Annotated in this window: 28 protein-coding genes; 23 read left to right on the top strand and 5 right to left on the bottom strand. The window is 42.2% G+C overall.

Annotated features, from left to right (window positions below):
- Nucleotides 1-349: 349 nt before the first annotated feature.
- The 9 genes from CLHUN_RS19900 (at nt 350) to hypB (ending at nt 7642) form a co-directional block, all read left to right on the top strand.
- Nucleotides 350-2335 carry an NADH-quinone oxidoreductase subunit 5 family protein gene (locus tag CLHUN_RS19900; RefSeq protein WP_080066448.1) on the top strand — a complete coding sequence of 662 codons (1986 nt, stop codon included), beginning with the start codon at nt 350-352 and terminating at the stop codon, nt 2333-2335.
- A complete protein-coding gene (locus CLHUN_RS19905) occupies nt 2332-3186 on the top strand; it encodes a respiratory chain complex I subunit 1 family protein (protein ID WP_080066449.1) in 855 nt (284 codons plus the stop codon). The genes CLHUN_RS19900 and CLHUN_RS19905 overlap by 4 nt, the downstream gene beginning before the upstream one ends.
- A gap of 87 nt (nt 3187-3273) precedes the next feature.
- Complete coding sequence (locus CLHUN_RS19910) at nt 3274-3726, top strand: NADH-quinone oxidoreductase subunit B family protein (RefSeq protein ID WP_080066450.1); 453 nt, start codon at nt 3274-3276, stop codon at nt 3724-3726.
- Between the two features lie 96 nt (nt 3727-3822).
- Entirely contained in the window at nt 3823-4206 is a 384-nt protein-coding gene (locus CLHUN_RS19915; RefSeq protein ID WP_080066451.1) for an NADH-quinone oxidoreductase subunit C, read from the top strand.
- Nucleotides 4203-5282, top strand: a complete 1080-nt coding sequence (locus CLHUN_RS19920) for a hydrogenase large subunit (protein ID WP_080066452.1) — start codon at nt 4203-4205, stop codon at nt 5280-5282. The genes CLHUN_RS19915 and CLHUN_RS19920 overlap by 4 nt, the downstream gene beginning before the upstream one ends.
- A 70-nt stretch (nt 5283-5352) precedes the next feature.
- The gene (locus CLHUN_RS19925) at nt 5353-5730 is read left to right on the top strand and encodes a 4Fe-4S binding protein (RefSeq protein WP_080066453.1); all 378 of its coding nucleotides are present in this window, start codon (nt 5353-5355) and stop codon (nt 5728-5730) included.
- Between the two features lie 139 nt (nt 5731-5869).
- Nucleotides 5870-6211, top strand: a complete 342-nt coding sequence (hypA, locus tag CLHUN_RS19930; RefSeq protein WP_080066454.1) for a hydrogenase maturation nickel metallochaperone HypA — start codon at nt 5870-5872, stop codon at nt 6209-6211.
- Nucleotides 6212-6301: 90 nt separating this feature from the next.
- Nucleotides 6302-6976, top strand: a complete 675-nt coding sequence (locus CLHUN_RS19935) for a trimeric intracellular cation channel family protein (RefSeq protein ID WP_080066455.1) — start codon at nt 6302-6304, stop codon at nt 6974-6976.
- 21 nt (nt 6977-6997) lie between these two features.
- The gene (gene hypB, locus CLHUN_RS19940) at nt 6998-7642 is read left to right on the top strand and encodes a hydrogenase nickel incorporation protein HypB (RefSeq protein WP_080066456.1); all 645 of its coding nucleotides are present in this window, start codon (nt 6998-7000) and stop codon (nt 7640-7642) included.
- Nucleotides 7643-7740: 98 nt separating this feature from the next.
- Here hypB and map read toward each other — a convergent pair whose 3' ends face one another.
- Entirely contained in the window at nt 7741-8553 is an 813-nt protein-coding gene (gene map / locus CLHUN_RS19945; RefSeq protein WP_242656574.1) for a type I methionyl aminopeptidase, read from the bottom strand.
- 38 nt (nt 8554-8591) lie between these two features.
- A complete protein-coding gene (locus tag CLHUN_RS19950; protein WP_242656575.1) occupies nt 8592-9719 on the bottom strand; it encodes a PP2C family protein-serine/threonine phosphatase in 1128 nt (375 codons plus the stop codon).
- A 227-nt stretch (nt 9720-9946) separates the two neighbouring features.
- Between CLHUN_RS19950 and yyaC the strand changes: the two genes are divergently transcribed.
- The 14 genes from yyaC to CLHUN_RS20020 all read left to right on the top strand — a co-directional run bounded on the left by yyaC (nt 9947) and on the right by CLHUN_RS20020 (nt 21938).
- A complete protein-coding gene (yyaC, locus tag CLHUN_RS19955) occupies nt 9947-10600 on the top strand; it encodes a spore protease YyaC (protein WP_080066458.1) in 654 nt (217 codons plus the stop codon).
- A gap of 397 nt (nt 10601-10997) precedes the next feature.
- On the top strand, nt 10998-11513 hold the full coding sequence (locus CLHUN_RS19960; RefSeq protein WP_080066459.1) for a LiaF transmembrane domain-containing protein: 516 nt from the start codon (nt 10998-11000) through the stop codon (nt 11511-11513).
- A gap of 97 nt (nt 11514-11610) precedes the next feature.
- Complete coding sequence (locus tag CLHUN_RS19965) at nt 11611-11817, top strand: hypothetical protein (protein WP_080066460.1); 207 nt, start codon at nt 11611-11613, stop codon at nt 11815-11817.
- Nucleotides 11818-11921: 104 nt separating this feature from the next.
- The gene (rd, locus tag CLHUN_RS19970; RefSeq protein ID WP_080066461.1) at nt 11922-12080 is read left to right on the top strand and encodes a rubredoxin; all 159 of its coding nucleotides are present in this window, start codon (nt 11922-11924) and stop codon (nt 12078-12080) included.
- 129 nt (nt 12081-12209) lie between these two features.
- Nucleotides 12210-12926, top strand: a complete 717-nt coding sequence (locus tag CLHUN_RS19975; RefSeq protein ID WP_080066462.1) for a gamma-glutamyl-gamma-aminobutyrate hydrolase family protein — start codon at nt 12210-12212, stop codon at nt 12924-12926.
- A 74-nt stretch (nt 12927-13000) separates the two neighbouring features.
- Nucleotides 13001-13852 carry a mechanosensitive ion channel family protein gene (locus CLHUN_RS19980; RefSeq protein ID WP_207559190.1) on the top strand — a complete coding sequence of 284 codons (852 nt, stop codon included), beginning with the start codon at nt 13001-13003 and terminating at the stop codon, nt 13850-13852.
- A 2-nt stretch (nt 13853-13854) separates the two neighbouring features.
- Complete coding sequence (locus CLHUN_RS19985; protein ID WP_080066463.1) at nt 13855-14082, top strand: DUF951 domain-containing protein; 228 nt, start codon at nt 13855-13857, stop codon at nt 14080-14082.
- Between the two features lie 123 nt (nt 14083-14205).
- Complete coding sequence (locus CLHUN_RS19990; RefSeq protein ID WP_080066464.1) at nt 14206-14499, top strand: hypothetical protein; 294 nt, start codon at nt 14206-14208, stop codon at nt 14497-14499.
- 208 nt (nt 14500-14707) lie between these two features.
- Nucleotides 14708-15418 (top strand): Crp/Fnr family transcriptional regulator, encoded by a 711-nt coding sequence (locus tag CLHUN_RS19995; protein WP_080066465.1) that lies wholly within the window; start codon nt 14708-14710, stop codon nt 15416-15418.
- Nucleotides 15419-15683: 265 nt separating this feature from the next.
- Nucleotides 15684-16901 (top strand): FprA family A-type flavoprotein, encoded by a 1218-nt coding sequence (locus CLHUN_RS20000; protein ID WP_422785073.1) that lies wholly within the window; start codon nt 15684-15686, stop codon nt 16899-16901.
- Nucleotides 16902-16936: 35 nt separating this feature from the next.
- On the top strand, nt 16937-17848 hold the full coding sequence (gene ric, locus CLHUN_RS20005; RefSeq protein ID WP_165755806.1) for an iron-sulfur cluster repair di-iron protein: 912 nt from the start codon (nt 16937-16939) through the stop codon (nt 17846-17848).
- A 10-nt stretch (nt 17849-17858) separates the two neighbouring features.
- Nucleotides 17859-19100, top strand: a complete 1242-nt coding sequence (locus CLHUN_RS20010; protein ID WP_080066467.1) for a DUF438 domain-containing protein — start codon at nt 17859-17861, stop codon at nt 19098-19100.
- Nucleotides 19101-19298: 198 nt separating this feature from the next.
- Nucleotides 19299-21422 carry an MASE3 domain-containing sensor histidine kinase gene (locus CLHUN_RS20015; RefSeq protein ID WP_080066468.1) on the top strand — a complete coding sequence of 708 codons (2124 nt, stop codon included), beginning with the start codon at nt 19299-19301 and terminating at the stop codon, nt 21420-21422.
- Nucleotides 21423-21530: 108 nt separating this feature from the next.
- A complete protein-coding gene (locus CLHUN_RS20020; protein WP_080066469.1) occupies nt 21531-21938 on the top strand; it encodes a hemerythrin domain-containing protein in 408 nt (135 codons plus the stop codon).
- On the opposite strand, the gene CLHUN_RS20025 is transcribed toward CLHUN_RS20020, so the two are convergent.
- The 3 genes from CLHUN_RS20025 to CLHUN_RS22205 form a co-directional block, all read right to left on the bottom strand.
- Nucleotides 21933-23261, bottom strand: coding sequence for a DUF4179 domain-containing protein (locus CLHUN_RS20025; protein ID WP_080066470.1), 1329 nt, complete (start codon nt 23259-23261; stop codon nt 21933-21935). The two genes, CLHUN_RS20020 and CLHUN_RS20025, sit on opposite strands and share 6 nt — an antisense overlap.
- Nucleotides 23254-23718, bottom strand: coding sequence for a sigma-70 family RNA polymerase sigma factor (locus CLHUN_RS20030; RefSeq protein ID WP_242656576.1), 465 nt, complete (start codon nt 23716-23718; stop codon nt 23254-23256). Before CLHUN_RS20030 ends, CLHUN_RS20025 begins: the two co-directional genes overlap by 8 nt.
- Nucleotides 23719-23860: 142 nt before the next feature.
- Nucleotides 23861-24013 carry a hypothetical protein gene (locus CLHUN_RS22205; protein ID WP_165755807.1) on the bottom strand — a complete coding sequence of 51 codons (153 nt, stop codon included), beginning with the start codon at nt 24011-24013 and terminating at the stop codon, nt 23861-23863.
- Between the last annotated feature and the right edge of the window lie 26 nt (nt 24014-24039).

The following is a 24039-nucleotide window of genomic DNA, read 5'->3' on the forward strand; positions in this document are numbered from 1 at the left end:
GTAATAATTGTATACAATATTCAAATTTTTTACTTAAATCCCTTATAAATATAGGCTTTTTGCTTTCAATTTATTAAAATATATTGTAAAATGATAAGCGGATGACATTGTGAGAGCATAGTCGATAAAAGTCATAATTCACTATTTTATTCTACTTTAACAGAGATTGACTAATTGACGGTTACTATTTATGATTATTAGGGAATTGATTTCTGGACTTTCATTTTTCCCGTATTTGATTATTTTACGTTTGTCTTTTATGAATTTTATTATTTAGTCGGTTTATAAATAGTGAGGTTCTTAAAAAAATATAAGGGGTTAAAATAACATTTTGAAAGGAGAATTAGCTGTGGATTGGTATTTATTACTGGCAGCTATTCTGCTGCCTGCACTGAGTGCGGCGTTATGCTTTATAATCAGAAATCAGAAAGTGCGTATTGCAATAGTAAGCATATCAACAGTATTGCTCTTTGCGGTAGCAGGCGGATTTATTGCACTTATGGTAAAATCTCCGGATGGAAAACTTGTATTCCATATGGAGCACAGTGTACTTGAAGTAGTAAGTTGGGTGATCAAGGGGTTTGATCTTTTACTCTTCTGCTATATAGCGTACATCGGGTTAAAGCATAAAAAGGCGATAGTATTTATTTTATCTGTATTACAATTTATTCCCTGGGCATTATTTGAGGTATTTGGGGTTTTCGGAAAGGTCAACGAGCCCGAAAGCGCATTTGTAATTGATTACCTTGCATTAATCATGATTATGCTGGTATCAATTATAGGACCCATTATTACTGTTTTTGCCATCGGGTACATGAAGGAACATGAGCATCACCTGCACTTGAAGGTATCGAGACAGCCAAGATTTTTCATGATACTCTTTATCTTCCTGGCGGCTATGAACGCACTGGTGATGACCAACAATTTATCCTGGATGTATTTCTTCTGGGAGATAACAACACTCTGCTCATTCCTGTTGATTTCCCATGATGCAACAGAAATAGCCATCAAGAACGGTTTAAGAGCCTTATGGATCAATTCTGTCGGCGGCTTGGCATTTATTATTGCAATTGTATTAATGAATTCCGGGCTGAACACACTTTCCATACAGGAGATATCGGAAGCAGGAATGCAGGGAGCCTTTGCAGGTGTTCTTCCCATAGCACTTTCACTGCTGTGTATAGCCGGTTTTACAAAGTCGGCGCAGTTTCCGTTCCAGAGCTGGCTTCTGGGTGCCATGGTTGCTCCCACTCCGGTATCTGCATTGCTGCACTCCAGTACAATGGTCAAAGCCGGTGTTTATCTGGTAGTCAGAATTTCACCAGCATTTGCCGGAACAGTTCTTGGACAGATGGTTGCAATCGTCGGAGGCTTTACCTTCGTGGCGGCATCTGCAATAGCAATAAGCCAGAGCAACGCCAAGAAGGTGCTTGCATATTCAACCATTGCAAACCTTGGACTGATTATCTGCTGTGCAGGTATCGGAACAAGAATTTCACTGGCTGCGGCAATTCTTCTCATGATATTCCACGCTGTTTCAAAAGGACTTCTGTTCCTGTGCGTAGGTACTATAGAACTGGGAATCGGAAGCCGTGATATTGAAGACATGCAGGGCTTGTTTAAAAGAATGCCCTTTACTACCGTAATTACCGTTATCGGTCAGATTTCAATGCTGCTGCCACCTTTTGGTGTCCTCATAACAAAATGGATGGCTATCGAGACTGCGGTTCATCAGCCGCTGGTATTGTTGTTCCTGATACTGGGCAGTGCTTTGACAGTAGTTTTCTGGAGCAAGTGGATAGGTATAATATTGACAATGTCATATAAGCCCAAGTACACCAGAGAAAAGTTATCCTTTTCAATGAAGGCGGCACTTTCCGCTTTAATTGCCGTGGTTATGGCTGCAAGCATAGGCATTGCACCATTGTACAATCAGTTTGTAAAGCCTCAGATACTTGCATTTAAACTTGCAGACAAGGAAGTGCTTACCGGAACAGGGATGGGAATATGGCTGCAGAAGGTTGACGCAGCCGTGTATGGTGGCTTTGCTTCCATCATGTTCTTCGCTGTAATACTTGTTCTTATGGTGGCAATACCTGTGATTGCAAACAGAATAAAGCCAAACAGGCTGAAAACCCCATATCTTTGCGGTGCCAATGCCGACGAGGATTTGCGAGGCCTGGAATTTATCAGCCCCGGTGACAAGATTGACACCGTTGTGGTCAGAAACTATTACATGGAAAATGTTTTTGGTGAAAAGAAGCTGACCTTCTGGGTTAATGTGGTTGCAGGTGCTGTAATTATTATAATGTTAGGGGTGGTGACAGGATTATGAGCATAAACAATTTAATTATTGCTGTCATTGCCATAATAGCCGCTCCTATAGTTGGTGGTTTATTAACTGGTATAGACAGAAAAATAACTGCTAGAATGCAGAATAGATTTGGTCCTCCGCTGCTGCAGCCCTTCTATGACTTCTTCAAGCTGTTGGGCAAGCAGGGGATAGCAGTAAACCAGACTCAGATGGTTTATGTTATGGGACACTTGTTCTTTGCTGTGGGTGCTTTTGTTATGCTGGTGCTGAAACAGGATTTGTTGATGCTGATGTTCATTTTGGCATTCTCAGCCGTTTCCTTGATAATGGGAGCCATGAGCGTTCGTTCTCCTTACAGCAAAATAGGTGCACAGAGAGAAATAATGCAGATGATGGCTTACGAGCCTGTGCTGCTTTTAATGGTGGTCGGAGTTTACAAGACAACCGGAAGCTTTATGATTTCAGAGATATTTGCCCACGAGCGGCCTTTGCTGTTCAGCCTGCCTCTGGTATTCCTTGCGTTCCTTTATGTCCTGACTATCAAACTCAGAAAGTCACCTTTTGACTTTTCAACTTCCCATCACGGACATCAGGAGCTTATAAAGGGTCTGACTACCGAGTTTTCAGGAACCCAACTGGCCCTCATAGAGCTTACACACTGGTTTGACCTTGTACTTTTACTGGGATTAATTACATTGTTTTTCGCCCAGCCGATCTGGGTAGGTATATTGATAGCACTGGCCAGCTATTTCTGTGAAATAGTTATTGACAATATAAGTGCGAGAGTGACCTGGCAGTGGATGGTAAAAGTAACTTGGGTTGCCGGAATAGGTGCGGCGCTTGTAAATATAGTTTGGATGTACCTGATCTAGAAAATTTGGCGTACCAGTTTAGTGTATGATTGACTGATTGCTGTATTCTCACTATATGGTGCTGAAAGTACGTAAATGGAGGTTTTTATGGGTATAATAAGCAAGTCGAGGAAAAAGTCACCCTGGGTAATGCATTATGACTGTACAAGCTGCAACGGATGTGATATTGAGGTTTTGGCCTGTCTTACTCCGCTGTATGATGCTGAAAGATTGGGAATAATCAATGTGGGTAATCCCAAGCATGCAGACATTTTGCTGGTCACAGGTTCTGCAAATAAAAGAAATGCACATGTATTAAAAAATATATATAATCAGATGCCTGATCCAAAGGTAGTGGTTGCTATAGGTGCCTGCGCCTGTACAGGAGGAATTTTCAAGGAATGCTACAATGTTATGGGCGGAGTTGAAAATGTTATTCCTGTGGACGTATTTGTTCCCGGCTGCTGTGCAAGACCGGAAGCTATAATAGACGGAATAGTCCAGGGCATCGGCAAATTGGATGAAAAAGCAGATGCAATGAAGGCCGGGAGTAAGGCGTAGAGAATGCGTTTGCATTCACATTGGGCTTTTAAAAGGCCATTGCGTGTCTTTTTATTTACTATTTAAATCGCTGCATACAGCGGATTGGAGATTAGTATGATTGAAAATTTAGTGGAAATTACTTGTGACCAATTGCTTGGTGAAATTTCAAAAGCCAAGCTGGAGGGCTACAGATTTGTTACTGCATCCTGTGCAGATAATGGTGATGACACTATAGATATTATCTATCATTTTGACAAGGACTATGGTATGAGAAATTACAAGGTCAATGTTAAAAAAGGAGAAGAGGTACCAAGTATCTCAAAGATAATTTTCAGTGCTCTGCTGGTAGAAAATGAGATGAAGGAATTGTTCGGACTTAATATAACCGGTATAGTGGTTGATTACGGAGGACACATGCTTTTATCGGAAGAGGAATTGGGATCACCGTTCTTAAGGCAGCAAATAACTATTGAGCAAAGAGGGGGTAAAAAAGAATGAGTTCAACTGTAATACCTTTTGGGCCACAGCATCCTGTGCTTCCTGAACCCCTCCATATCAAACTGGTTATGGAAGATGAAAATATAGTTGATGCCATACCGGCCATCGGCTATGTTCATAGAGGCCTTGAAAAACTCACAGAAACAAAGGAATTTACGCAAAACGTATTTGTCGTTGAAAGAGTTTGCGGCATATGCAGCGTAATGCATGCAATGGCATACTGCCAGGGCATTGAGGAACTGATGAATATTGAAATATCTGACAGGGCAAAGTTCCTGAGAGTTATATGGGCCGAGCTCCACAGAATGCACAGCCATCTTTTGTGGCTGGGACTTCTAGCTGATGCCTTCGGTTTTGAAAGTCTTTTCATGCAGGTATGGAGGGACAGGGAAAAGGTTATGGATATCATGGAGGAAACCGCCGGTGCCAGAGTTGTCATATCAGCCAACACCATTGGGGGAACCAGACGTGACCTTTCAAAGGAACAAATGGTTAAGATCAACGTAACAATTGATGAAATAAAAAAGGATTTGCAGCAGGTTGAAGCTGTGTTCCTGAATAACTATACCGTTAAGCACAGGTTGGTGGGAAGGGGTATCCTCTCCAAAGCAGATGCAATAGAATTGTGTGCAGTAGGGCCAATGGCAAGAGCGGCGGGAATTCCTATGGATTTAAGAACCACAGGCTACTCGGCATACGGACAATTGGATTTCGAGCCTGTAACCCATCCTGACGGTGACAATTATGCCAGAACATACGTAAGATTGTATGAGGTATATCAGTCTATTGATCTCATAAAGCAGGCTATAGCCAAAATACCCGAAGGTGAACATGTAGTTCCCGTTAAGGGTAATCCTCCCAAGGGAGAGGTCATATCCAGGGTTGAGCAGCCAAGAGGTGAAGTGTTGTACTACCTGAGGGCAAACGGAACAAAGAATCTTGAAAGGCTGAGACTCAGAACTCCGACTTTTGCAAATATACCTTCACTTATAAAAATGCTGCCCGGAAGCCAACTGTCTGATGTACCGCTGCTTATTCTGACAATTGACCCCTGCATATCTTGTACAGAAAGATAACGGGTAATATATTTGTATGTTTGTAGCCGCATATCGGCTTAAAGCCATAACATGGCTCATGGAGGTTAATATGTTAAAGATGGTCGAAAATGTATTTAAAAATTTGGTGTCAAAGCCCGCAACCAGGATGTACCCCTTTGAAAAGAGAGAGCCTTTTAAGGATTCCAGGGGACAAATTGAAGGTTGCGAGATAGATAAGTGTATTTTTTGTGGAATATGCCAGAGAAAATGTCCTGCAAATGCCATTGTAGTCAACAAGGCTGAAAAGTCCTGGGAGATAAACCAGTTCAAATGCGTTATCTGCAATGCTTGTGTAGAGGTTTGCCCGAAAAAGTGCATAGTTGCAAGTGCTTCACACAAAACAGCCTCGGCAGTCAAGGAAAGCTTGAAGATCGTTCAAGCTGAAAAGCCTGTTGAAGTTGAAGATGCAAGCAAGGTAACTGCCTGAGCCTAAACCTTATCAGGGCCGCCATGTTTCATACCGCAGTAAAAGCAAATACGCCGGCCTGGAAGCCGGCGTATTTTTTGGCAGCAGTGATATAATAAGACTGGCAGGAAAGTTTTCCTAGATGGTGGTGAATTATTACATGCACGAGTACGCAGTAACGCAGTCCATGCTGAATATTGCCCTGGAAGAAGCAAAACGGGCAGGGGCATCCAAAATTCTTGAGATTCGTCTTGTCATTGGAGATTTGTCTACAATTCTGGATGATTCAGTGCAGATGTACTTTGACATTATGAGTGAAGGAACGCCGGCACAGGGGGCAAAGCTTGTATTTAACAGAGTCAAGGCCCAGTTCAGGTGCAGGGAGTGCGGAGAGGTTTTTATAAAGCCGCCCAAAGGCTTTGACTGCCCACGGTGCGGTGGCCTTGGAATGCCTACGGAGAAGGGAAAGGAATTTTATATAGAGAGCCTGGAAGTTGACTGACGGCAGCACAAGTTTAATATATGAGCTATCACTATTGGCAGCCGTATTCATATTATAAAGTATGATTATTGCAGGGAGTACTCTTGGCATATGTCTGCGGGAAGTTTTACGGTGCTTTTAAGTGTGGTGGATATTATAGGTACAGTCGCCTTCGCAGTTTCCGGTGTCCTTGTAGGTATAAGGAACAGGCTTGATCTGTTCGGCATATTCGTACTGGCTGTCATAACTGCATCAGGCGGGGGAATAATAAGAGATGTGGTTATAGGCAGAACCATACCTGTATTTTTTACAGAGTGGAGATACTTTGCAGCAATAACCGTTTCCATGGTCATAACCTGTATCTTGTATAAGTTTGTCAACAGGATGCTTTCTGTAGTATTACTTTTTGATGCCATAGGACTGGGTGTGTTTACAGTAACAGCGACCTATAAGGCAATCGGCTACGGAATGCCGCTGCTGGGAGTTGTTTTTGCAGGGGTCATTACCGGTGTGGGCGGCGGAATATTGAGAGATATCCTGGTAAATGAAATTCCTCTTATTTTCAGAAGCGAGATATACGCAATTCCTTCCATAATCGGTTCGCTGCTGTTCTGTCTGCTGCATCACAGTGGTAAACTGAATGTGAATGTAAACACATATGTATGTGTGGCAGTGATACTTGCAATACGGCTGGTATCAGTAAAATTCGGGCTTAACCTGCCTACCTTTGCCAGGGTGGCTGGCAATAAGAGTGATGGCGCAACCCGGAATAAGCTGAGAAGATAAGAAGTAAAAAAGGAGGTACTTATGGAAGTTAAAATCATGAAAAACATCATGCATGCTAATGAGAAGCTTGCAGGAGAAAACAGGGATTATTTTCAGAAGAAAGGTATAAAGGCTGTAAACATAATGGCATCGCCCGGCTCAGGAAAAACCAGCACTATTCTGAAACTCATAGAAGCCTTCGGGGACAGGGCAAGTGTTGCGGTTGTTGAGGGCGATATAGCTTCAAGTATTGACGCCGAAAAGATAGACAGCCTTGGTAAACCTGTAATACAGATAAATACGGGCGGCGGCTGTCATTTGGATGCCAATATGATAAAGGTGGCCGTGGACAGTTTGAATTTAAGTGATGGGGCCATATTATTCATCGAGAATGTGGGAAACCTGGTATGCCCTTCTTCCTTTGACCTGGGAGAAGGTATCAAAATGGTCATAGCAAGTGTACCTGAAGGCCATGACAAGCCCTATAAATACACCTCCATGTTTGAACTGGCAGACATCATCGTATTGAATAAAACAGATTTGATGCCCTATATAGACTTTGACAGGGAAAGCTTCTACAAGGGTGTCAGGGCGCTTAACGAAAAATCGGAAATTATAGAAGTTTCCTGTAAAACCGGAGAGGGTGTAGACAAGCTTGCCCAGTGGCTGCTGCAATTATCCGTATAGTATTTTTTCATATGCGTCAGATTATTTTTTAAGGGGCCGTTTCAATCCGAGTATTGAAGCAAGCCCCTTTTATTATTAGTGCCAGCTAAAGCCGGTATTTACCGGGCAAGTATCTCATAACCTGTTTTGGTAACCGCAACGGTATATTCCCACTGAGCAGACAAGGAACCATCCCGTGTGGTAACCGTCCATTTGTCCCTGCCGATTTTTACGCTGTAGCCTCCCTCGTTAATCATGGGCTCTATGGTAAATACCATGCCCGGGAGCATTAAAAATCCCTTTCCCGGCCTTTCAAAATGGTCGATATGCGGTTCTTCGTGGAATTTCACTCCCACGCCATGACCTCCAAGGTCTCTGACCACAGTGTAGCCGTTTCTGTTTGCAAAGGGTTCTATTGCCCTGCCTATATCATTTGTGGCCCCAAAGGCCCTGACCTGCTCTGTGCCCAATTCCAGGCATTCCTTTGTAATCTCCACCAGCCTTCTGGCAGAAGGAGTTACTTCACCCACCAGATACATTCTGCTGGCATCAGAAAAAAAGCCGTCAAGAATAGTAGAAACATCCACATTAATAATATCGCCCGGCTTCAGCACCGCCCTGTCACTGGGAATACCGTGGCAGACCACATTGTTGACAGAAGTACAAACACTTCTTGGGAAACCATTGTAATTAAGGGGGGCAGGAATGGCACCGTGCTCCGTGGTATAATCATACACCAGTTTGTCTATGCCGGCTGTAGTTACCCCCGGACGGATTTCTTTTTCCAAAAGATCCAGGATAGCAGAAGTAATTTTTCCACTCTGCCGGATGCCTTCAATTTGCTCCGGCGTTTTGACAATTGACGGGTGTGGTATTATATATCCTTGAAGCTTATAGCTTTCAAGGACTGCAGTAAATTCATCGTTCAACACACTAACCTCCATGACCATGCTGTTTAGTTTTATAACAGCTATTTTATTTGTACAAGGGCTACAGTAATATCGTCTATTATTTCATTTGAATCCTTCTTGCCTGAAAAGGCAATGGCTTTTTCAATAAGTTCCGACAGGGCAGGTGACGGGTCAAGGTCAGACTCAACAAGATGCTGAACAATGCGCTCTTCACCAAATTGGGAGTTCTCTGGGTTTTTGATTTCAATAATTCCATCAGTATAAAAAAATATTCTGTCCCTAGGATTTATATTAATTTTAACTTCAACATATTCCGGGTCCTCCACCCAATTGCTTATTGGAATACCAGGAGCCCTCAGTATCCTTATATCGTCTTGTGACAAAACAATAGGGCAGACATTCAGGCCTGCATTTGAATATGTAAAAGTATAGTTTTCAATATCTATAATTCCATAAAAAATTGCTATGTACAGCTCATCAGAAAAACTGTTTTTATTGAAATAGCCATATAACTGTGTCAAAGTTTTTGACGGGGACAGCAGGGTTTTATCCAAAGCGGTTCTCAGAAACATGGTAAGCATGGAGGCAGCCACACCGTGCCCCGATACATCTGCAATATAGATACCTACATGTGTATCATCAATCTGATAGATATCCAGGAAGTCTCCTCCCAGTGCCTCACAGGGCCTGTATATAAAGCTGAAATCAAGTTTATCCGTGTCAAGCTGAGTTTGTGGAAGCAGGCTGCACTGGAGCCTTCTGGCCATAGCCAGGTCGGCTTTCAATTTTGCATTCTGACTTTCCAGCTCTCTTGTGAGGTTCTTCAGTTGGGTTATATCGTGAAGCACTTCAATAACTGCATCTATCTTGCCGGTTTCATGATTTTTGAGAGGGGAGCTTGTCACCGAAAATATACGGCCGTTAATATGTTCTTCCTTTTTGGCAGACCAATCCGGGGTATTGAATCTTGACAGGCAATTTGGGCAGGGGGATTTGCGTCCAAGGGTCTGATAGCACTTTTGGCCTATGATGTCATTATTGCCTAATGCCTGGCGCATGGATTTATTTACGAATACTATGGTGTCATCCCTGCTTATTACGCGAACCCAGTCCTGCATTCCGTCAATAATATCCTCAATAAAATTGCATGCCACCGAACCAAATTTATTTTTTAATTTATATGGCAAAAAAATCAACCTCTCTCATAAAACTTCAAAAATTATCATAGATAGTAATTAAGGCTAAATATATTTTAACATAGTTTTATTCCAAATAAACAAAATGCTCTCAAAATATTAATCTCAACAATTTTTGTCAATAATATGAACAGCAAAATCAAATATGAATAATAGCTGCTTATGTAAAGGCAGTATGCCTGAAAGAAACTTTTATCAGCTTGGAAATGGAGAGTAAAATGAATTTTGGTACAAGAGCCTCTAATGTGAAATATATAGACTCGGCAGCAGCAAATGCATTTGCAATGTTTTCAGAAGCCATGTATCAGCTTGTGAAAACCGTTAGGACTGACAAGAACAGAGATATTGTAATTGTGTGCATCGGAACGGACAGATCCACCGGTGACAGCCTTGGACCAATCATAGGGCACAAGCTCAGGGGCTTGAGACAAGACAGGATACATGTCTTCGGAAATCTGGATATACCGGTGCACGCAAAAAATCTTGAGGAAATAACAAAGCAAATCTATTCAAGCCATGATAATCCCTTTGTCATAGCTGTGGACGCCTGCCTTGGGAAGGTAGAGCATGTGGGCCATATAACCGTGGGGCAGGGACCGCTGAAACCGGGCTCTGCTGTGAATAAGGATCTGCAGCCCATAGGTGATATGCACATTACAGGGATAGTTAACTTCAGCGGCTTTATGGATTTTTTGATACTTCAGAATACCAGGCTGGGAACTGTAATGAAGATGGCGGATCTTATTTCCGGCGGCATAAAGTATGTGCTGTGGAGAATTTCCCGGGACGAAATGCTGGGAAGGACTGTAACAATGGCGCCGCCAGCCGTTCAAAACGGAACTGACAGGCTGGTGAACGAGATAAATTTATAAAACCAAATAAAAACAACCTATGTTATGGTTTTTAAGGTATGCGGACTCAATCAATAAACCTGTTGTGCTGGTTAATCTAGCAGATAAGTTTGTATACCACGCGAGGACGACTTTATATACAAGCATTTATTTGAAGCTCGTCCGGGAGTGAGTAGCATTTTCCCACTGTTGCCATATTTTTAATCAGCACAACGGGTTAAATTAATATCAGAACATATTGTTTGTTTATTTGTTTTATGAAATTATGGTGAACTTTCAGACTTTTCTTATTTATAGTCTTATAATATAGTATAATACAGTTGCACAAGCAGTTTAATTGCTCCTTCCCGGTTTTGAACCGGTGTTTTTGCAGGAGTGTACTTTATTTGGTGCGGCGGTTATATTTAAGGAGGGTTTTATGAATAACAGACGAAATGGTACTATGATTGTCGGATTGGTTTTGATACTGATCGGTGTAGCATATTTATTAAATAACTTTGGCATTTTTGAAATTTATTTTGATATTTTTGATATAGGTTTCCTTTTCTCAACCTTCTGGCCAATGTTTTTGATAATACCGGGATTAATATTCCACTATTCATTTTTTACTGCGAAAACATCCGATGCTGGTTTGCTGGTTCCGGGGGGAATACTGCTGGTAATGGGACTGACCTGTCAGATATCCATGCTGTTTAACGTATGGGCATATATGTGGCCTGGATTTATACTCGCAGTTGCAGTAGGTCTGTTTGAGCTCTACTTGTTTGGTTCAAAGGAAAAAGGGCTTCTTATACCGGTATTCATTCTGGGCGGCCTGTCCTTGATTTTCTTTGCAATATCTCTTGGAAGAATAACCATATTGAGACTTTACCTGATTCCCGCCATACTGATTTTCGGCGGATTGCTGATAGTTTTCAGAAATCGCAGGAATTAATATTGACGAAAAGTGCCCCTTTGCCGGCTGTTGCATATAATGATAATAGTCATTAACTCAAATCCTGTGGGGATGGAGCAATCGAAGGTGAATTTATATGAGCAGATGTGATGAACTTCAAGTGAGGCTGGAAAAGCTGGAAAGCTATGTTTACAATGAAGTCAGCCAATTCATTATGAGCGGCGAAAAAAGTAAGGCTGAAAATGTGACTGAAAACAGTAATCTTCTAAGATATAAGCCATCAAAGCACCAGAAAGCTTATAAACCGGAAAGAAATTTAAAAAAAAAATGTTATACCAGATAAAAGATGGGAATATATATATTATTAACTATGCAAACCCTTATGCTATAGGAGAATATATATAGTTAATAAATTCCGAAGATTTTATACAAGGAGTGGATAAACGGATGGATAAATACGTATGTACTGTTTGCGGGTATGTGTATAACCCCGAGGATGGGGATCCGGATAGCGGAATAGCACCGGGTACGGCTTTTGAAGATATTCCTGAGGATTGGGTATGTCCTTTGTGCGGAGTAGATAAAAGCATGTTTGAAAAGCAATAAAAAGCTATATGAAATTACTGAAGACGGTTTTCCAGAGCGCATGCTCATCGGAGAGCCGTTTTTTAAGTCCGGGGAATTAATTTTGTATGCCAAGACAGCTATATTATATTGACAAGGAGTGGTTTCTGAATGTATAAAGGTAAGCCTGTCATCGGGATAACAGCCGCTTTTGACTTTGAAAAAAGCACAAGCAATCTGAGAGACGACTATTATGAGGCAATTATTCAGTGCGGTGCTGTTCCTGTGATGATTCCTGTAACCGAAGTGAAAAGTGTATGGGTTGAGTATCTGGACATATGCGACGGAATAATCTTATCAGGCGGCCCTGATGTGGATGCTCTGCAATTTGGACAGAGCAACATGCCGTATACAAAAGAAATTTCTCCGGTGCGGGATAATATGGAGTTGTTCCTTGCAAGACAGGCCCTGGCTGTGGATAAGCCGCTGCTGGGCATATGCAGGGGTATACAGGTATTGAATATTGCATCAGGAGGCAGCATTTTTCAGGATATATATGCAGAGAATAATTCTGGGAAAAGTCTTATCCAGCACTGTCAGGCAGCTCCAAGATGGTTCCAGATTCATAATATCACTATATTGGAAAACAACTGTCTTTCAGGTATTTTTGGAAGGCAGACGCTGAAGGTAAATTCTTTTCACCACCAGGCGGTCAGGGAGATTGCTCCGGGATTTATCGTAAATGCCTGTTCGGAGGATGGCATAATAGAGGCCATCAGCAATGAAAGTAAGAAATTTGTGCTGGGAGTTCAATGGCATCCGGAGAATCTGTGGAGGAAGGACAAAATACATCTAAAGCTGTTTGAAAGGCTTGTAGCGGTATGTTAAAATAAACTAAAACAGATATATGCCGGGAACCGGTGACGGATCTGATAAAAAATATAAAATTAGGAAGGAAGAAGATGAAAGAGATATCCATTCTGACTCAGATAGATAATTACCTGAAAGACTTTCTTGGAGGCTTTTACAATCCGGTATTCAAAATAGGCAAGATTATTTTGATAATGATTGTTGCCCTGTTGATTGCACGGCTGGGCAAAATAGTCATAAGGAAAGTTTTTGAAAAACAAAAGAATTTTAAATTCAAGATGAGTGATAAAAAGCTGGACACTATGGCCACCTTGATAGCAAGTGTTTTTAAGTATGTAATATATATATGGGCCATACTGATGATTCTATCGGACATACTGAACCTTAAGTCGGTGCTGGCTGCGGCCGGAGTGGGAGGAGTTGCCATTGGCCTTGGGGCGCAAAGCCTTATAAAGGATACCCTGTCAGGTTTTTTTATTCTGCTGGAAGACCAGTTTGCAGTTGGAGACCTTATTACCATAGATACCATGACAGGAACCGTTGAGCATATGGAGCTGCGTGTTACCAGACTCAAAAACTACAACGGGGATATATATATAATACCAAACGGTGAAATAAAAAGAGTCACCAATCACACCAGGGATAACAAAATGGTGATTGTGGATATTCCTGTGGCATATTCCACAAGTCTGGAAAAAGTATATGAAATCGCCCGGAAGGTTTGTGATGAGGTAAAGCAGGAGTTTACCGTCTTCACCGAGGAGCCGTCTATTCTGGGAATAACGGAACTTGGGAAGCAAAGCATAAATCTGAGGATTACCGCCCGTACCTACCCAAATGAACAATGGGGGGTAGAACGAAGGATAAGAATGAAAATAAAAGAGGCCTTTGAAAAAACAGACCTTGAATTCTATGACCGGACTTTGATTACAAAGGAGGAGTAGCTATGGCTGACAAATATGCAGTTGGAGATATCGTGGAAATGAAAAAGCAGCACCCGTGCGGCAGCAAGCAGTGGGAGGTAATAAGGACGGGAGCTGATTTCAGGATAAAATGCACAGGGTGCGCACATCAGGTAATGCTTGCAAGAACCAAGTTTGAGAAGGCGGTAAAAAAGATTGTCAAGTCGGATGCCGGACAGGAGCCACGGGATTCCTCCTCAGTCTCCGGGTAATTGCCGGAATGGTGTATAGAAAATACAAATGTGGAAACACTTAGTAATAGCACACTGACAGGTATGAACGGATAAAAACCACCACTGTTCCCAAATACTTAAGGCAATTACTAGGAGGCTGAAATGGAAGAGCTGCAAAATACCACACCATCGGAAAAATTTGAAGCTGTAATAAAGGAGTATCTTCAGCAGGGAAAAGAGAAGCTGGAGAAGGACCTTGCGGGCACAAGAGAGGCAATTAAGCTTATAGCCAAGGATAAGACCAAAAATTTTATGAGGACAATGGATATGGGCTTGAGTGAGGAGGAGCGGAACTGCCTCAGCGCACTCATAATAACAAGTATGTATCAATCCTTTTGCTATGGCTATGGTATCGGAAAGATTGAAGGAGATACGAAGCAGAAGGTCTGCCTGTAAGATGCCGGCGGAAACCGGTTTCAAACCCTGGCAGGAATCGAAAGACGGAACTGCAAAATAAGCTGTGACTGTGGAAGCTTCAGTAACAGTTTATTTTTTTTCGATTTTTATGATATAATTGGGCTTATCAGAAGGCTTCAAGTATAAAAGATATTGCTGCTGTGAAATACCCTTGATTTTGGAGAGCAGAAAAGCAGGAGGGTGGTTTATGGGTTGTAACAGTTGTGCCTGTGAAAATTGCCATAACAAAATGTGTTCCAAAAGGGTACCCATATTTTCATCCTTTAACCAGGAGGAAATCACCAGGGTATCCAGCCTTATAGTACGCCGGGAGTACAAGAAGGGCGAACTGATTATACTGGAGGGTGCAGGCATTGAGAGCCTTGTAATCATAAATTCCGGGCGGGTGAAGGCATACAGGAATACCAGTGAAGGAAGGGAACATATTCTGTATATATTTTCCGAAGGGGATTTTTTCGGAGAAAAGAATCTGCTTCAGAACAAGGCTGCTACTTATAATGCAGAAGCACTGGAGGATACAGGGATATGTACAATACATAGAAAAGCTTTTCAGGAGCTTATGAGAGAGTATCCGGAGTTGAGCTTCAAGGTAATGGAGGAGCTCTGCAACCGCCTTGTGCGGCTGGAAAAGACCATAGAAAGCATGGGAACAAGGAATGTGGAACTGCGTGTAAACTCTGTACTTGTGGAATTTGCCGAGAAGTACGGAAGGGCTGAACCAAGGGGGCTTGTGATTGAATTGCCCATGAGCCGGGAAGGCATAGCAAACTATATCGGACTGACGCGTGAAACGGTCAGCCGCAAGATGAGCCTTTTGCAGGAGGAACACATTATTGAAATGGTGGGAAATAAAAAGGTCATCATTCTGGATATGAACAGACTAAAGGAAAATGTTTAAGGATTGCCTCTCTGCGGTAAACAAGCCCACAGGGGCTTTTTTTATTATGCGGAAAAGTTGACTTCTTCCATAAATAATCGAGGTCCGGGATTAAAAATATAGTTCTTGGCATAAAAATTTTATTTAAATTATGATTCCAATCACAGTTTTATTTTTTGAAATGCCGTATTCTTATGACATCAGGAATTTAACCGCCGGCAATGTACCAATTAAGATATTGCAGACCACTGGATAAAAACAGTCAAAAATATGGAGGATTGTAATCATGAGTATACAAATTAAAGATAAAATATTCTGGGTTGGAAAGATAGATGACAGAAAGGTACCTTTTCACAGGCTGATTCTTGAGCGAGGCACCACATATAACAGCTATCTTCTTATGACAGAAAAACCTACGGTTATTGACACGGTAGATATTGAATTCGGAAGGGAATACGTTGAAAATCTCAGGAAGCTGATAGACCCGGCACAACTGGAATATATCGTCATAAACCATGTGGAGCCCGACCATGCCGGAGCGCTGCCTGCACTTGCAGCAGCCGCAAAAAAAGCAAAGATAGTGACAACGGAGCTTGGAGGGCGATTGCTGAAGGATATGTTCAGGCTTCACCACAGGGAATTTATTCTGGTCAAGGATGGAGACAGTCTTGATATTGGAGGAAAAACACTGAGGTTTTTTGAGACACCCTTCCTTCACACAGAGGAAACCATGATAACCTATTCCGTGGAAGACAGGACACTGTTTCCCTGCGACATTTTCAGCACCCATATAGCCGCAGGCGAATTATATAATGACTTGGCGGAAGAGGAGTATGTTGAAGACTTCAAGCTCTATTACAAACTGATAATGTCCCCTCACAGACCATATGTGGAAAATATGCTGGATAAGCTGAAAGGGCTATCCATAGACGTAATTGCACCTGCACACGGCTATATCCTCAGAGAGGACGCCGGGTCCTTCATCAGACTTTATCAGGAGATGAGCAAGGCCGGAAATGCACAAGATAAAAAGGTGACAATCGTGTTTTCCACAATGACGGGAAATACCGGGAAAGCAGCTCAAAAACTTGCAGAAGGTATTGAGGAGAAGGGAATAAGCACCTCGGTCTTTAATCTCAAGAATGCCGACGTAGCTGAAGTAGCGGAGGTAATCAGGGCATCTGACGGAGTTCTGATAGGCAGCTCTACAAAATATGCAGATATGGTGGGCAAAATTGAGGAGCTTTTGGGACTTCTGAAGGAAAAAGGTGTGGGAAGCAAGCTTGCAGCAGCATTCGGCTCATACGGGTGGAGCGGTGAAGCGGTTACGCATATTGAAAGATATCTTTGTGACGCAGGCTTAAAGGTGGTTAACCAGAACTTTTTGATTGAAACTCTGGGAGTGGATCAGCCCCTTTTTCCACTCAGAGTGAAATTTGACAGGGAAGAGGGCCTGAATACCGCTTTGAAAGCGGGAGGCGTTTTTGCAGAGCTTTTAAAATAATATTAATCGAGATTTTTTCGTGAAAAGGAGATGTTATGACTAAGATCAATATATTTCAAACACTTGGAGAAATAGTTTCAGCACATCCTCAAGCAAGTGCCGTATTCAAGAAGTATAACATTGACTTCTGCTGCGGGGGAAACCGGCCTCTGGCAGATGCAATAAGGGAACAGGAATTAAATGGGGAAGAATTGCTCAGCGTATTGGAAGAAGCCTGCTTTAACGCAAAGGAGCAGGTGCGGAAGGAAGATTTCAGAGATATGGCCCCTCCCCGGCTTATAGAGTACATTGTCGGCACACATCATGCATTTTTGAGAAGGGCACTCCCCGAGGCCGGCGAACTGGCGGAAAAGATATTAAGAGCACATGGAACAAGGCATCAGGAGCTGTTTAAGGTCCACAAGCTTTTCAACTCACTGAGGGCAGAACTGGAAGAACACCTCATCAAGGAAGAGGAGCTTTTGTTCCCACTTATAAATGAATATGAAGGCAAGCCTTCCCAACAGCTTTTCCAGGAAATAAGGAGAGTCATGGAGGAGACGGAGGATGAGCACGAGGGTGCAGGTCATATACTTAAGGAACTGAGGAATATCACCTCAGAGTACGTCGTGCCGGAGGATGGCTGCGTAACCTATGAGCTGGCCTATTCAAAACTCAGGGAAATAGAGAGCGACTTATTTGAGCACATACACCTGGAAAACAATATTCTGTTTAAAAGATTCCGTACCATCATAGATCTGTCCAGGCCGGTGCACGACCTGTGCAAGGAGAACCCTTCCGTGGTTGAAATACTCAGGGAATTAGGCTTTGACCAGATAACCAATCCTGCCATGCTTAATACTGCCGGAAGATTTATGACAATTCCAAAGGGGGCTGTTATGAAAGGCGTGGATTTGGGAAGAATTAAGATTGAACTGGAAAAAAGAGGTTTTGATATAAAAGACTAGGAGGTGCAATATGAGTGAATTCATAAACAATCGCCAATACAGGCAAAAGATATTAAAGGAAATAATATTGGAGCTTCACCAGGGGAAGGCGGTAGACCAGGTCAAGGCAAGATTTGAGGAGCTTATAAAAGGTATTTCGCCTGGAGAAATATCAGAGATGGAGCAGGCACTTATCATGGAGGGGATGCCCCTTGAGGAAATCCAGAGGCTGTGCGATGTACATGCCGCTGTATTTAAAGGCTCCATTGAAGAGATACACCGCCCTCAGAGGCCAGAGGAAGTACCCGGACACCCTGTACACACCTTCAAAATGGAAAACAGGAAGCTTGAAGCTTTAATCAACCAGAGAATAAAGCCCCATCTGGAGGATTTCAAAAATGATGAAAGCCCCGACAGTGTGGAAAAGCTTATGGAGGACTTTAATACCCTGTGGGAAATAGACAAGCACTACTCCAGAAAGGAAAATCTGCTGTTCCCATTCATGGAGAAGTACGGAATCACAGCCCCGCCAAAGGTGATGTGGGGAGTGGATGATGAAATCCGGGCTGCTGTCAAGGGAACTTTAAAAGCTCTGGCCCATGGTGGTACAGACGGACAAAGCTGCATCAAAATGGCCGAGGAAGCTGCCAACAGAGTGATTGAAATGATTTTCAAGGAGGAAAATATACTTTTTCCAATGGTGCTGGAGACACTGGCCGAGGATGAATGGCTGCAAATTCAGGAGGCCAGCGAAGAGATAGGCTATTGCATGGTGGAACCAGGCTCAAAATGGCTGCCTGCCAAGGTAAATGTAGAGCAAAAGGCAAAAGAGGAAGGGGAACAGCCCTTAAGCAACGGCTATGTCAAGTTTGATGCAGGAATTCTTTTGCCGGAGGAGATAAATTCAATGCTTAATACCTTGCCTGTGGACATTACTTTTGTTGACAAGGATGGTATGGTGAAGTATTTTACACAGGGAAAAGACCGGATATTTGCAAGGCCGAAAACCATCATAGGCAGGGAGGTTAAAAACTGCCATCCACCGGCTAGTGTCCACATTGTAGAAGGAATAGTGGAAGACTTGAAGTCTGGAAAAAAGGAGCATGAGGATTTCTGGATAAAAATGGGCAGCCGGTATGTCTATATCAGGTATTTCGCAGTCAGGGACAAAAATGGGGAATTTCTCGGAACTCTTGAGTTTACTCAGGACATCAAACCAATACAGGAAATAACCGGAGAAAAAAGGCTGGTTGAAAATAGTTCAAACAAATAAAGTAAAAAAATGGTGCAATATCAAAATAATGGGTATATAATAAGGCAAAAGTCCTGATTTCTGGATTTCTGCCTTTTCTTTTGTTCAAACAACTTTGTTTTTCACCAAAAAAAGGAAAATATATAAAAATGTAGAATATTTAGTTTCTAGCTTGATTTAGTATGCTCTTTTAACTTGCATAATCTGGAGGTATTTTTCATGGAAATTGGAAGCAAGCTGCAAGTAATTCTCAGGAAGCCCGGAACAGTCAAAAAGGAAACCATAATTGAATTATGGATATTCTCATTCTTTTTGCTGTTTCTCATTCACACACAGGTAGACTATCATCTTCTTTTCCACACTTCCGCAGAATTATTTGCCAGTATAGTATCTTTTGGTTTATTTTTTGTTGCCATCAATACCAGCAATGTAAGTGAGAACAATTTTATTGTACTATTGGGTATCGGTTATTTTTTTGTGGGGATAATTGATATATTTCATATATTTACATACCCCGGTGTTTCCATAATATTTGAAAGGGGCAGCCAGGCTGCCTTTGAACAATTGTGGATTGCCGGGAGGTACATGACTGCCCTCACACTCCTTGGGTCCACATTACTGACTTTAAGAAATGTGAAAAAATTTCGCGCCAATGTGATATTTTTCGTCTACTTCATGGCCTGTCTTATGATTCTGGTATCAATACTGTACTTCAGGATATTTCCTGCCTGTTATGTGGAAGGAGGAGGCAGCACACCTTTTAAGGTTGCCAGTGAATTGATTGTATCTGCTGTATATCTTGCAGTGGCCTTTTTGTATTTTAAGCTCAGAAAAGACATGGATTCAACCTTGTTCTTTTTTATGGAGGCACACCTGCTGACAATGGCAATGTATGAACTGCTGTTTGCCAGCCTCTCAGGGCCAGACGGCTGGCGGAACAATCTGGCCCATATCATCAGGGTGGTTTCCTTCTTTTTTCTTTACAAGGCCTTTTTTGAAACCGGTTTGAAAAGGCCATATGCCGTTCTTTATAACAAAATGAACAAGATGGATCTGGAGCTGGACAAAACCAGTAAACATTTGAAAAAAGCCGAGCACCAGAGGAAGACCATAGAGGAGATGCTGGCAAGAAATGATCAATGTTATGATATGATTATAAACAATTCCAGCGATGCCATAATTATTATCAGCGACTCAAAATTTATTTTTGTTAATGAAAGAGCTGCCAATATGTTCGGGGTCAATAATCCCAGTGATTTAATAGACATGGAGGTTCAGGATTATATCAATCTCAAGGAGCAGGAAAGGGTAAAAGAGCTGCTTATGCAGACTGCCGATGAACTCTGCCGGGATATAAAATTCGAATCCAGATTAAAGGCACAGAGCGGCAATGAAATTGATATAGAGGTTACCAGTGCCAAACTTCTGTACAAGGGTAAACTTTCCTACATAAATATTTTCAAGGATATAAGTTCGAGAAAGCAAATAAATAAATTGGAAAACCATATAAAGGATAATGAAAGAAAGCTGATTGAAACCAAAGAGTACAATAAAATGCTTACTGAATTTTTTTCAAATATATCCCATGAGCTTAAAACACCTCTGAATGTTATCCTGGGAGCAATCCAAATACTGTCGCTTAAGGGTAATATGCAAATGTCCCTGGAAAACGAGGACAAATTCAACAAATATCTCAGGGTGATGAAGCAAAATTGCTACAGGCTGCTCAGGCTTGTCAACAATTTAATTGACCTGTCCAAGTTCGACTCGGGTTATTTGAAGCTGAACCTGTGCAACCTTAATATAGTGAGCGTGGTGGAGGAAATCATACTGTCGGTGGCACATTATGTTGAAAACCGGGGCCTTTCAATTGTCTTTGACACGGATATTGAAGAAAAGATAGTGGCTGTGGACGCCGACAAGATAGAGAGAATAATGCTGAACCTGCTTTCAAATTCCATTAAGTTTACTGACACGGGAGGCAGTATCTCCGTGAACATATCCGACAGGGAGGACGCCGTTGTAATATCTGTCAGGGACACAGGCATAGGTATCCCCAAAGACAAATTGAACTCCATTTTTGACCGTTTCGGACAGGTGGACAAATCTCTCACAAGAAACAAGGAGGGAAGCGGAATAGGGCTGTCACTGGTAAAGACGCTGGTTGAACTGCATGGAGGGCATATAGGCATCAGCAGTGTAGAGGGAGAGGGTAGCGAGGTTGTGTTCGAATTGCCGGTGCTGACAGTGGAGAATGAAATGCCTGCTGTAGGCTCTGTCGCAGGTAAATCAAAGGTTGAAAATATTAAAATTGAGTTTTCCGACATCTATTCCTTTGAGTAGTATGGCAATTTTATGAAATTTATGCAGCAAACTGTGATTAAAATCACAGTTTGTTTTTATTATACGGGTTATAATTCGTATATAAAAAGTACATGGGAGTGGATTACAATGATAAGTGTCGCATCTTTAAAAAGACAGCATGAAGAAATAAGTGAAGTCATTGGCAATATCAGGAGCTTTATAGCGGGCGGGAAGGTGGAAGCCGGAGCCCATGAGGTTGCCTTGCTTATAAATACTCTGGCCGGCAAACTCAATATTCATCTTAATACCGAAGACAAATATATGTATCCCGGCCTATTGGAAAGCGAAACCGAAGAGCTGAAGGTCCTTGCAAGGGAATACATGGGTGAAATGGGCGCTATCAGCCATATATTCCTGCAATACAAGGAAAAGTTCAACACCAGGTCAAAAATATTGTCAGCTCAGGAGGCCTTCATAACAGAATCGCAGAAAGTGTTTGACCTGCTTGAGAAAAGAGTGGAAAGGGAAGAAACCTCACTTTATACAATCCTATGACAAAGGAATCTCTATAGGCTTTTCGGCACCGGCAGGCCATATAACCAGTTTATTCGCAGCCTGGATTTCAAGGGGAACTCCAAAAGGAATATTAAAGGTAAAACTTCCGGTTTCACCATTACTTATGATAGTTTCTCCCTGAAAAGCACTGTAGACAGAACCGTCCTTGAAGACCAGTGAGCAGTCGCTTGAGGAGAACCCCGGGTTTCTGCCTTCAGGCACTGTCCCTGTGATGGTAATGGAAAGCGGAGAAAGTTTTAGCCTGTCTATTTGGGTGTCCTGATTGGTATATATGTGTTGATCTTTTACATTAAAAGTACTTATATTGTCGGTAAGGGACAGGGGAAAGCTGAGGTAGAATTCCTCCGGCATTACAATTTCAAGATTGCCCAGCAGCTTTCTATCGGTGATTGTGAATGGGAAGTATTCCAGGTTATCCTTGCTCAAAGAAACAAAGCCATCATTGCGGTTATAAATGCTGAGAGTATTCTTATCCCGAAGAAATATTGAGGGGATTTTATAATAACCTGAGGAATCCACAGCCAGAACAAGACTTCCGCCCGAGTAACCCACCGATTCCAGGAGAATTGTTCCGTAGCCGGTTTCAAGCGGCAGGTTCAACTTATTGTCAGGGAGGTCTGAGACATTACCGCTGTCTGTAGCTGCAGCTTCATGTCCGGAATATGCTTTTGACAAATCTATGTCTGTTGCTTGATATTTATCCGGGAAGGTCATGACCAGTGTGGCATTTTTTTCGGAGGAGGAAATTTCCCCATCAAAACTGTATATAGCCGAATAATTGTATTTTGTAGCTCCGGAACTTTCGGGGAGAGACGACGTAGTCACTGAAACCGGCTTAACCCCCTTTTTAAGGTCTCCCAGATACAGCTTGTTTGACAATATCCCCGAGTGTATATTGGGATCATAAGCCTTATCCATCTGAACCGAATACTTTACGTACAAAAGGTTGCTGTCACCTATGACTCCATCCACGCTCAAGGTTACACCGTCTCTTGTATAAGATTTATTGGGGGAATAACCGTATTTTTTTATAATATCTGCCTGTTTGCCGGTTATATGGGTTCCGAAAAATTGTGAGAAGAAGCTGCGAAAGACGGTATCGATTCCCAGCCGCGGCGCCGCTGAAACGGTTATTACCGATACGGCAAGAACAGCCGCAACAGGCATTAACAGCCTGAAAAGCTTTTTTTGTGAGCCTGCTGCTGAGGATGCATACATACTGGACTTTGAGACTACCCTTTGGATGATATCCTCCGAAACGGCAATATTTTTGAATGCTTGCTTATATAAGAATTTATTCATATTGTAAATCCTCCATTAACCTGCTTTTTAGCAATTTGCGGGCTCGCTGAAGCTGAGTCGCAACCGTTGTTTCCTTTTGATTTGTAAGCCGGGCGATTTCCTTGATTCTATATTCCTCATAATAGAACAGGTGAACTACCACTCTGTACTTTAACGGCAGTGCCATTACAACATAGAACAGCTCACTTTCCTCCTGGGCCTGAAAGGACAGATTGCTTCCAAGAGGCAGTACTTTTTTGAACCATGAGGAAAGCAGCAGCTTTTTACAGCAATTGATGGTTACGCGGATAAACCAGGCCTTTTCATAGTCCGGACTATCAAAAGCAGGTTTCTTCCTGAAGTACCTGAGAAATACTTCCTGGAATACATCCTCCGCATCACTTTTGTTTTTGCAGTATGTATATGCGATTTTGTAAACCGTGTCCTTATAGTGATCAATTATCTGAAGTTCTTCCACTATGACCTCCGTGCAACTATTGACTTGAACAGCCTGTTCATATATAAAACCCCTCAGCGGTAAAAAAAATCACATGAAAATAAAATATTTATTAAAATAAGAAAAGACACTTTGTTTTTCAGTGTCTTTTCTCAGTTGGCTGCTATATGAGTCCTGCCTTTTTCTTTCCGGTTTTGGCCTTCCCCTGTATCTCAGGCACCGGTCTCACATCATTCTTCTGAAAGTGTTGGGAGTGATTGCTTTCAGTGCCATGAGGTTCAGCGGGGTCGGGCCTTCTCATTCCTTTTTTAGCCATGTTTTTCTCTCCTTGCGCGCCTGTGC

It is taken from the genome of Ruminiclostridium hungatei (assembly GCF_002051585.1).
Classification (GTDB): domain Bacteria; phylum Bacillota; class Clostridia; order Acetivibrionales; family DSM-1351; genus Ruminiclostridium; species Ruminiclostridium hungatei.

Excerpts from the sequence above, each read along its gene's own strand:
- CLHUN_RS19905 (WP_080066449.1), top strand. The coding sequence starts at position 2,332 with ATGAGCATAAACAATTTAATTATTGCTGTCATTGCCATAATAGCCGCT.
- CLHUN_RS19910 (WP_080066450.1), top strand. The coding sequence starts at position 3,274 with ATGGGTATAATAAGCAAGTCGAGGAAAAAGTCACCCTGGGTAATGCAT.
- CLHUN_RS19915 (WP_080066451.1), top strand. The coding sequence starts at position 3,823 with ATGATTGAAAATTTAGTGGAAATTACTTGTGACCAATTGCTTGGTGAA.
- CLHUN_RS19920 (WP_080066452.1), top strand. The coding sequence starts at position 4,203 with ATGAGTTCAACTGTAATACCTTTTGGGCCACAGCATCCTGTGCTTCCT.
- CLHUN_RS19925 (WP_080066453.1), top strand. The coding sequence starts at position 5,353 with ATGTTAAAGATGGTCGAAAATGTATTTAAAAATTTGGTGTCAAAGCCC.
- hypA (WP_080066454.1), top strand. The coding sequence starts at position 5,870 with ATGCACGAGTACGCAGTAACGCAGTCCATGCTGAATATTGCCCTGGAA.
- CLHUN_RS19935 (WP_080066455.1), top strand. The coding sequence starts at position 6,302 with ATGTCTGCGGGAAGTTTTACGGTGCTTTTAAGTGTGGTGGATATTATA.
- hypB (WP_080066456.1), top strand. The coding sequence starts at position 6,998 with ATGGAAGTTAAAATCATGAAAAACATCATGCATGCTAATGAGAAGCTT.
- yyaC (WP_080066458.1), top strand. The coding sequence starts at position 9,947 with ATGAATTTTGGTACAAGAGCCTCTAATGTGAAATATATAGACTCGGCA.
- CLHUN_RS19960 (WP_080066459.1), top strand. The coding sequence starts at position 10,998 with ATGAATAACAGACGAAATGGTACTATGATTGTCGGATTGGTTTTGATA.
- CLHUN_RS19965 (WP_080066460.1), top strand. The coding sequence starts at position 11,611 with ATGAGCAGATGTGATGAACTTCAAGTGAGGCTGGAAAAGCTGGAAAGC.
- rd (WP_080066461.1), top strand. The coding sequence starts at position 11,922 with ATGGATAAATACGTATGTACTGTTTGCGGGTATGTGTATAACCCCGAG.
- CLHUN_RS19975 (WP_080066462.1), top strand. The coding sequence starts at position 12,210 with ATGTATAAAGGTAAGCCTGTCATCGGGATAACAGCCGCTTTTGACTTT.
- CLHUN_RS19980 (WP_207559190.1), top strand. The coding sequence starts at position 13,001 with ATGAAAGAGATATCCATTCTGACTCAGATAGATAATTACCTGAAAGAC.
- CLHUN_RS19985 (WP_080066463.1), top strand. The coding sequence starts at position 13,855 with ATGGCTGACAAATATGCAGTTGGAGATATCGTGGAAATGAAAAAGCAG.
- CLHUN_RS19990 (WP_080066464.1), top strand. The coding sequence starts at position 14,206 with ATGGAAGAGCTGCAAAATACCACACCATCGGAAAAATTTGAAGCTGTA.
- CLHUN_RS19995 (WP_080066465.1), top strand. The coding sequence starts at position 14,708 with ATGGGTTGTAACAGTTGTGCCTGTGAAAATTGCCATAACAAAATGTGT.
- CLHUN_RS20000 (WP_422785073.1), top strand. The coding sequence starts at position 15,684 with ATGAGTATACAAATTAAAGATAAAATATTCTGGGTTGGAAAGATAGAT.
- ric (WP_165755806.1), top strand. The coding sequence starts at position 16,937 with ATGACTAAGATCAATATATTTCAAACACTTGGAGAAATAGTTTCAGCA.
- CLHUN_RS20010 (WP_080066467.1), top strand. The coding sequence starts at position 17,859 with ATGAGTGAATTCATAAACAATCGCCAATACAGGCAAAAGATATTAAAG.
- CLHUN_RS20015 (WP_080066468.1), top strand. The coding sequence starts at position 19,299 with ATGGAAATTGGAAGCAAGCTGCAAGTAATTCTCAGGAAGCCCGGAACA.
- CLHUN_RS20020 (WP_080066469.1), top strand. The coding sequence starts at position 21,531 with ATGATAAGTGTCGCATCTTTAAAAAGACAGCATGAAGAAATAAGTGAA.
- CLHUN_RS20025 (WP_080066470.1), bottom strand. The coding sequence starts at position 23,261 with ATGAATAAATTCTTATATAAGCAAGCATTCAAAAATATTGCCGTTTCG.
- CLHUN_RS22205 (WP_165755807.1), bottom strand. The coding sequence starts at position 24,013 with ATGGCTAAAAAAGGAATGAGAAGGCCCGACCCCGCTGAACCTCATGGC.